Origin of the sequence: Bradyrhizobium acaciae (assembly GCF_020889785.1) — a bacterium.
In the GTDB taxonomy this organism is placed as follows: Bacteria; Pseudomonadota; Alphaproteobacteria; order Rhizobiales; family Xanthobacteraceae; genus Bradyrhizobium; species Bradyrhizobium acaciae.
This window is the reverse complement of sequence record NZ_JACMYK010000232.1, coordinates 1-7055: the sequence shown is the minus strand read 5'-3', so window position 1 is coordinate 7055 and position 7055 is coordinate 1. Positions and strand designations below refer to the sequence as shown.

Here is a 7055-nt window from a genome sequence, read left to right as displayed (position 1 = left end):
CCGCGGGCGTAGCTCAGCGGGTGCAGGTCGCCGCCGCGAGCATCGAGCATGGCACAGAGATAACGGTCGCTGCCCGTCATCTCCCGGATCTCGGCGGCGCCGAGCAGTTTCACCGGCATGCCGCGCCGGATGCACTGCTTCGCCGTCGTCTCGATCGCTGCAGCACTCGCCTCATTGTAGGCAGCGCGCAGCGTGCCGTTCTGCCGCGCCTCGCAGGGGATCTGGTAGCGGCGGATCAGATCATGCGTGAAGTCGGTGGTGCCGTAGGAGAACTCGATCATGCGGCGGCCGAGATCGACGCCGAAATCCTGCTCGATCTGGTCGGGGTCGTGCTTCAGCCCGGGATTGGTCTGCCCGCCATTGTTGCCGGACGCTCCCCAACCCGGCTCCTGCGCTTCGAGCACGGTCGCAGAAACGCCCTGCTCGGCGAGATGCAGCGCGGTCGACAGACCGGTGAAGCCGCCGCCGACGATCGCGACCGGGACGCTCTTGTCCGACGTCAGCGGCGGCGTTGGCGTCGCCTCGACCGCGGTATCGGCATAGATGCTCGGTGGGAGAGGAAGGCGTGTGGGCGCGTTCATGGAAAGTACCGGATCACAATGGGTGCAGCACCCGGCGCAGAAAATCCTGGGTGCGCGGGTGCTGCGGTTGATTGAGGACGGATTTGGCGGCGCCCTGCTCGACGATGACGCCGCCATCGATGAACAGCACGCGGTCGGCGACATCGCGGGCAAAGCCCATCTCGTGGGTGACGACCACCATGGTCATGCCGTCGTCGGCGAGCTTGCGCATCACCGACAACACCTCGCCGACCAGTTCGGGATCGAGCGCCGAGGTCGGCTCGTCGAACAGGATCGCCTTCGGCTGCATCGCCAGCGCCCGCGCGATCGCCACGCGCTGCTGCTGGCCGCCGGAGAGTTTTGGCGGGTGCACCTCGGCCTTGTCGGCGAGCCCGACCTGCGCCAGCAGCGCGCGGCCGCGCGCGATCGCCTGCTCGCGCGGCTCCTTCTTCACATAGAGCGGGCCCTCGATGACGTTCTCGAGCGCGGTGCGATGCGGAAACAGGTTGAAGCGCTGGAACACCATCGAGACCCGGGTGCGGATCGCAACGATCGAGCGATCATTGCTGTCGACGCGCGCGCCCTCGACGCTGATCTCGCCGCGATCGTAGCTCTCGAGCCCGTTGATGCAGCGCAGGATGGTCGACTTGCCCGAACCGGACGGGCCGATGATGCAGACCACCTCGCTCTTGGCGACGGAGGCGGTGATGCCCTTCAGCACCTCGACCTTGCCGAAACTCTTGTGGACGTCGCGAAGCTCGATCATTTGCGGTTCGCCTTGTTCTCGAAGTGCCGAACCAGCAGGATGAGCGGAATGCTCATGGTGAGGTACATCAGCGCCACCAGCGTGAAGACGCTGGTGTTCTTGAAGGTCGAGGAGGCGATCAGCTTGCCTTGCAGCGCCAGCTCGGCGACCGTGATCGTGGAGGCCTGCGAGGAATCCTTCAGCATCATGATCATGATGTTGCCGTAGGGCGGCAGGATGATCCTGACCGCCTGCGGCAGCACCACGCGGCGCATGGTGAGCCACCAGCCCATCCCGATGGTCTGCGCCGCCTCGATCTGGCCCTTGTCGATCGCCTCGATGCCGGCGCGGAAGTTTTCCGCCTGGTAGGCCGAATAGGCGATGCCGAGCCCGATGACCGCGGCCTGCAACGCCGACAGCGCGATGCCGAAATCGGGCATGACGAAATAGATGTAGAACAGCAGCACGATGATCGGGATGCCGCGGATCACATTGATCAGCGCGGCGCTGAGGCCGACCAGGATGCCGATGCCGGACACCCGCATCAAGGCCCACACCAGGCCGAGCACGGTCGAGAGCAGGAGCGAGCCGACCGTGACGACGATGGTCAGCCAGACGCCCTGCAGCAGGATCGGCACGAACTCGACGGCGTCATGGAAGAATTTTTGCATCGGCTTAGCTGAACGTATCCAGTTCCGTCACCTTCGAATACTGCTTCCGTCACCCTGAGGAGCGCGCAGCGCGTCTCGAAGGGTCGACGGCCACCAGCCGGGCCGTGCATCCTTGGAGACGCGGCGAAGACGCCGCTCCTCAGGATGACGGATCACCTCGGAGCGCACGCTCAGGACGCGCTGGCCTTCTGGCCCCATTTCTCGAGGATCTTTGCGATCGTGCCGTTGGCCTTCAGCTTCGCCAGCGAGGCGTTGACCTTCGCGAGCAGCTCGGTGTCGCTCTTGCGCACACCGATCGCGACCGTACCCACGGTGACCGGCTTGTAGCCGTCGACCAGCCGCACATCCGCGAAATTGCCCTGCTGCAGATTGTAGGCGAGGATCGGATAGTCGGCGAAGCCGGCCTTGAGGCGACCCGCATTCACGTCGCGCAAGATGTCGGGAATGGTGTCGTAGACCTTGACCTCGCTGAACAGCCCGGTCTTCTTCAACGCATCGACGAATGCAGTGCCGACCTGGGCGCCGACCACGGTGCCCTTCAGATCCTCCTGCGAGGCATAGGCCTTGGTGTCGGCCTTCGGCACCACGAGGCCCTCGCCATAGGTATAGACCGGCTCGGAGAAGTCGATCACTTCCTTTCGCGCGGCGGTGGCGAACATCGCGGCGGCGATGATGTCGATCTTGTTTGATGTCAGCGAGGGGATCAGGGCCGAGAACTGCATCGGCTCGATCTGCACTGAGAATCCGGCGTCCTTGCCGATCTCGGTGGCGAGATCGACCATGATGCCCTGGATCGAATTGGTCTTGGTGTCGAGAAAGGTGAAGGGGATGCCGGTCGGCGTCGAGCCGACCTTCAGCACCTGCTGCGCGCCCGACGGCGTGCTCACGGCAAGGGCAAGCACCGCGACCGCGGCCTGAACGAGACGCTGAAACGACATCGCAACACCTCCCGAAGCTGGCCTTGGCACCGCATCGCCCGCTGTGTCAGCGCTTTTGGTTGCGGGCGACGCCGTTCCGGCCTATTTTCACCAATATGAAATTGTGGTCACGAAACCGCGGCCAATGCAAGCGGTTTTCATGCACATGAAGGAAGCGGACTGACGTGAGCGGCGGCAAGAGAATGCGCAAAGGCGCGGCAGCGAAGCCCGTGACAGCACGCGGCGCCGCCAAACGACCGGCCAAGAAACTGGACAGGAAGCCGGCCGAACCGGCGATGGATCTCACGGTCGGACGCCGCATCCGCGATCTGCGCCGGACCAAGGAGATGTCGCTGGAAACCGTTGCTGCCCACGCTGACCTTTCGATCGGCTTCATCAGCCAGATCGAGCGCGGCCTGTCGTCGCCCTCGCTGCGGGTGCTGGCAACGCTGGCCGACGTGCTCGGCGTCGGCATCGCCGCGCTGTTCGGCGCGGCACCGAAAGACGACAGCGCCGGCGGCGTCGTCACCCGCGAGGTGCAGCGCGCCGAGCTGAAACTATGGCGCACCGGAATATCAAAGCAGCTGCTGAGCCCCGCCGGCAGCGAGAGCCGGCTCAATCTGTTCCTGGTGCACCTCGAACCCGGCGGCAACACCGGCGACGAGTTCTACACCCATGACGGCGAAGAGGCCGGCCTCGTGCTTGAAGGCGAGATGACACTGACGGTGGACACCGAGACCTGGACCCTGAAACAAGGCGACAGCTTCCGCTTCGCCAGCCGCCGGCCGCATCGCTTCTCCAATCCAGCACGCGATGCGAAGGCCGTGGTGCTGTGGGTAAACTGCGTGACGGCGGCGGGGTGAAGCACTTATTTATCAGATGTCGTCCCGGCGAAGTCCGGGACCCATTACCACTTGCGGGAGTTATGCGCGACGCTGGGGCCGCACCTTCTTAAACAACACGACCCTGTGGTTATAGGTCCCGGCCTTCGCCGGGACGACGATGATGTTTAGACCGCGATCGCGTTGGGTCCTATCACCTCAACCCCATCACCAACTCCTCGATCTTGATCGGGAAATTGCGCACCCGGATGCCGGTGGCGTGGAAGACGGCGTTGGCGACGGCGCCGGCGCTGCCGGTGATGCCGATCTCGCCGACCCCCTTGATGCCGAGCGGGTTCACATGCGGGTCGTGCTCGTCAACGGTTATCACATCCATCGGCGGCACGTCGGCATTCACGGGCACATGATACTCGGCGAGGTTCGCATTAAGGATGCGACCGGACCGCTTGTCCATCACCGCCTCCTCATGCAGCGCGAAGGAGAGGCCCCAGATCATGCCGCCGCGCAGCTGGCTCTGCACCATCAACGGATTGATGATGCGTCCCGCCGCGAACGCACCGACCAGCCGCGTGGCGCGGATCTGGCCGAGTTCCGGATCGACCTTGACCTCGGCAAAGACAGCGCCATGCGCATGCATCGCATATTGCGACTGCGCCGCTGCATCGGCCGCGCCGGTGCCGCTGGCGTCGACCTCGGCAACGCCGGCGCGTGCCAGGATCTCGGCGTAGCTTTCGCTGCGCGCGTCGTCATCGCGACGATGTAGCCGACCGGCCCGCGCCACCACGCCGGCATTGCCGGCGCCGAACAGCGGCGAACGCTGGTCCGAGGTGGCGAGTTCGGCGAGCTTGGCGATCACTGCGGCACCGGCATTGTGGATCGCGGCACCGACGGTTGCGGTGTGCCCCGAACCGCCGGCGATGCCGGCATCGGGCAGATCGGAGCTGCCGGAGCGGAACGTCAGCTGGTCGAAATCGAGACCGAGCGAGTCGGCCGAGATCTGCGCCAGCGCGGTCCAGGCGCCCTGCCCCATGTCGTGCGCGCCGGTCTCCATCACGCCTTTGCCGTCGGCGCGGATCACCGCGCGCGCATTGCCCTGGAACATGATGGCCGGGAACGTCGCGGTCCCCATGCCCCAGCCGACCAGAAAGCCGTTCTCGTCGCGCATCTGCCTCGGCTGCAGCGGACGACCCGCCCAGCCGAAGCGTTCGGCGGCTCTCGCGTAGCACTGGCGCAGCGCCTTAGAGGAAAACGGCTTGCCGGTGGTCGGCTCGACCTCGGCATAATTCTTCAGCCGAAACTCCAGCGGATCGATGCCGCAGGCGAACGCCGCCTCGTCGATCGCGCTTTCCAGCACGATCGATCCGGTGGCCTCGCCCGGCGCGCGCATGAACAGCGGCGTGCCGGTGTCGACACGCACCGCTTCATGCGCGGTGCGGATCGCGGGGCTGGCATAGAGCGTATGCGAGGCGTCCGCCGCGGGCTCGTAGAAATCGTCGAAGCTCGACGTCGTGACGCGCGCCTCGTGATTGATCACGGCCAGCACGCCGGCATCGTCGGTGCCGATCCGGATCCGTTGGCGGGTCGGCGGACGATGGCCGACCGGGCCATACATCTGGCTGCGGCGCAGCACGAGCTTGACCGGACGCCCGATCAGCCTGGCGGCCATGATGCCGAGCACCTGCGGCCCGGAAATCAGTCCCTTGGAGCCGAAGCCGCCGCCGAGGAACGGGCTGTTGATGTGGATATTCGCCGGCGGAATGCCGAACAGCCCGGCGATGCGCATCTGGGCGAATCCCATGCCCTGGCTCGGCGTGTCGATGAACAGCCGGTCGCCATCCCACACCGCGACGATCGCATGCGGCTCCATCGCGTTGTGATATTGCGCGGGGGTCTCGTAGGTCGCATCGGTCAGCTTCGTAGCCGCAGCCATCCCGGCGTCGATGTCGCCGTGACGGACTTCGGCGGGATTGCCGATGCCGACCACCGGCGGCGCATAGGCCTCGCCGGCATCGAGGCCGACGCGCGCGATCTCGACCTGGTAGCGCGGCGACAGCAAGGCCGCACCTTCGGTCGCGACCTCCAGCGTCTCGGCGATCACGACCGCGATCGCCTGGTTGGCGTAGCGCACCTCGTCGCTCTGCAGGAGCTCCATGCGGAAGGCGAACGGATTGCCCTTGGCGTCAGGATCTTCCGCCAGCTCCGGCTTGTGCGCCGGGGTCATCACGTCGATCACACCGGGATGGCGCTTGGCAGCGGCGACGTCGAGCGATTTGACGCGGCCGCGTGCGATGCAGCTGGTCGCGATCACGGCATAGACCATGCCGGGCGGATGATTGTCCGCGGCATAGCGGGCCTTGCCGGTAACCTTCAGCACGCCGTCGGTGCGGGTCAGCGGCTGGCCGATATTCGAGCCATGCCTGATATGGGCGGGGTCGCGGGTCAGACTGAGTTCAACCGTCATGCGTTACGCTCCTGCAACGGATGAGAAGGGAGAGCCGGGCAGCGCGGGAATCCGGTCCGGCGTGCCAGCGGCGGCAAGGGTGAGCGCGCGCACGACGATGCGCTGCGCGAGCTCGATCTTGAAGGCGTTGTCGCCGGACGGCTTTGCATCCGCGAGCGCGGCGCGTGCAGCCTCGCGATAGACCGCCGCATCCGGCGCGGCGCCCGCGAGCACCTGCTCTGCCTCGCGGGCCCGCCACGGCTTTGCGGCAACGCCGCCGAGTGCGACCCGCGCTTCGCGTATCTTGCCGTCCTCGATGCGCAACCCGGCCGCAGCCGACACCACGGCGAAGGCATAGGAGGTGCGCTCGCGCACCTTGATGTAGCGGGCATGCCCGGCGAAGCCTTGCGCATCAGTCGGCAGCCGCAACGCGACGATCAGGTCGCCGCGCTCCAGTGCGGTCTCGCGATCCGGCGTTTCTTTAGGCAGACGATGCAGTGCCTCGAGCGGCAACTCGCGCCGGCCGTCCTTGCCCTCGATCTCGACGATGGCGTCGAGCCCGACCAGCGGCACGCAGAAGTCCGACGGATGGGTGGCGATGCAGCCCTCGCTCCATCCGAGCACGGCGTGCAGGCGGTTCTCGCCCTTCAGCGCATCGCAGCCGGCGCCCGGCCAGCGCCGGTTGCAGGCACTGCCGGCGTCGTAGAAATAAGCGCATCGCGTCCGCTGCATCAGATTGCCGCCGACGGTCGCGGCATTGCGCAGCTGCGCGGAAGCGCCCGAGAGCAACGCCTCGGCCACCGCGGGATAGTTGCGGGCGAACTCCGGGTCGTGCGCGAGATCGGCGTTGCGGACCAGCGCGCCGATCCGCAAGCTACCG

The 7055-nt window shown here is 66.3% G+C and carries 7 protein-coding genes; 1 reads left to right on the top strand and 6 read right to left on the bottom strand.

The features are described from left to right. From H8A92_RS38950 to H8A92_RS38935, 4 genes are all read right to left on the bottom strand, one after another. On the bottom strand, positions 1-581 hold a 581-nt coding region (locus H8A92_RS38950), incomplete at its 3' end, for an NAD(P)/FAD-dependent oxidoreductase (protein WP_229200576.1). 13 nt (positions 582-594) lie between these two features. Further along, a complete protein-coding gene (locus H8A92_RS38945; protein WP_229200575.1) occupies positions 595-1326 on the bottom strand; it encodes an amino acid ABC transporter ATP-binding protein in 732 nt (243 codons plus the stop codon). Continuing rightward, positions 1323-1976 (bottom strand): amino acid ABC transporter permease, encoded by a 654-nt coding sequence (locus H8A92_RS38940; RefSeq protein WP_229200574.1) that lies wholly within the window; start codon positions 1974-1976, stop codon positions 1323-1325. Before H8A92_RS38940 ends, H8A92_RS38945 begins: the two co-directional genes overlap by 4 nt. A 170-nt stretch (positions 1977-2146) precedes the next feature. After that, positions 2147-2914 carry an ABC transporter substrate-binding protein gene (locus tag H8A92_RS38935; protein ID WP_229200573.1) on the bottom strand — a complete coding sequence of 256 codons (768 nt, stop codon included), beginning with the start codon at positions 2912-2914 and terminating at the stop codon, positions 2147-2149. Between the two features lie 182 nt (positions 2915-3096). Between H8A92_RS38935 and H8A92_RS38930 the strand changes: the two genes are divergently transcribed. Beyond that, positions 3097-3756, top strand: a complete 660-nt coding sequence (locus H8A92_RS38930) for a cupin domain-containing protein (RefSeq protein WP_229200572.1) — start codon at positions 3097-3099, stop codon at positions 3754-3756. Between the two features lie 172 nt (positions 3757-3928). Here H8A92_RS38930 and H8A92_RS38925 read toward each other — a convergent pair whose 3' ends face one another. Then, a complete protein-coding gene (locus H8A92_RS38925; RefSeq protein ID WP_229200571.1) occupies positions 3929-6196 on the bottom strand; it encodes a xanthine dehydrogenase family protein molybdopterin-binding subunit in 2268 nt (755 codons plus the stop codon). 3 nt (positions 6197-6199) lie between these two features. Then, positions 6200-7055 (bottom strand): FAD binding domain-containing protein (locus tag H8A92_RS38920; protein WP_229200570.1); only part of this gene is annotated, 856 nt, incomplete at its 5' end.

Coding starts and splice junctions, on each gene's coding strand:
- H8A92_RS38945 (WP_229200575.1), bottom strand. CDS start 1,326: ATGATCGAGCTTCGCGACGTCCACAAGAGTTTCGGCAAGGTCGAGGTG.
- H8A92_RS38940 (WP_229200574.1), bottom strand. CDS start 1,976: ATGCAAAAATTCTTCCATGACGCCGTCGAGTTCGTGCCGATCCTGCTG.
- H8A92_RS38935 (WP_229200573.1), bottom strand. CDS start 2,914: ATGTCGTTTCAGCGTCTCGTTCAGGCCGCGGTCGCGGTGCTTGCCCTT.
- H8A92_RS38930 (WP_229200572.1), top strand. CDS start 3,097: ATGCGCAAAGGCGCGGCAGCGAAGCCCGTGACAGCACGCGGCGCCGCC.
- H8A92_RS38925 (WP_229200571.1), bottom strand. CDS start 6,196: ATGACGGTTGAACTCAGTCTGACCCGCGACCCCGCCCATATCAGGCAT.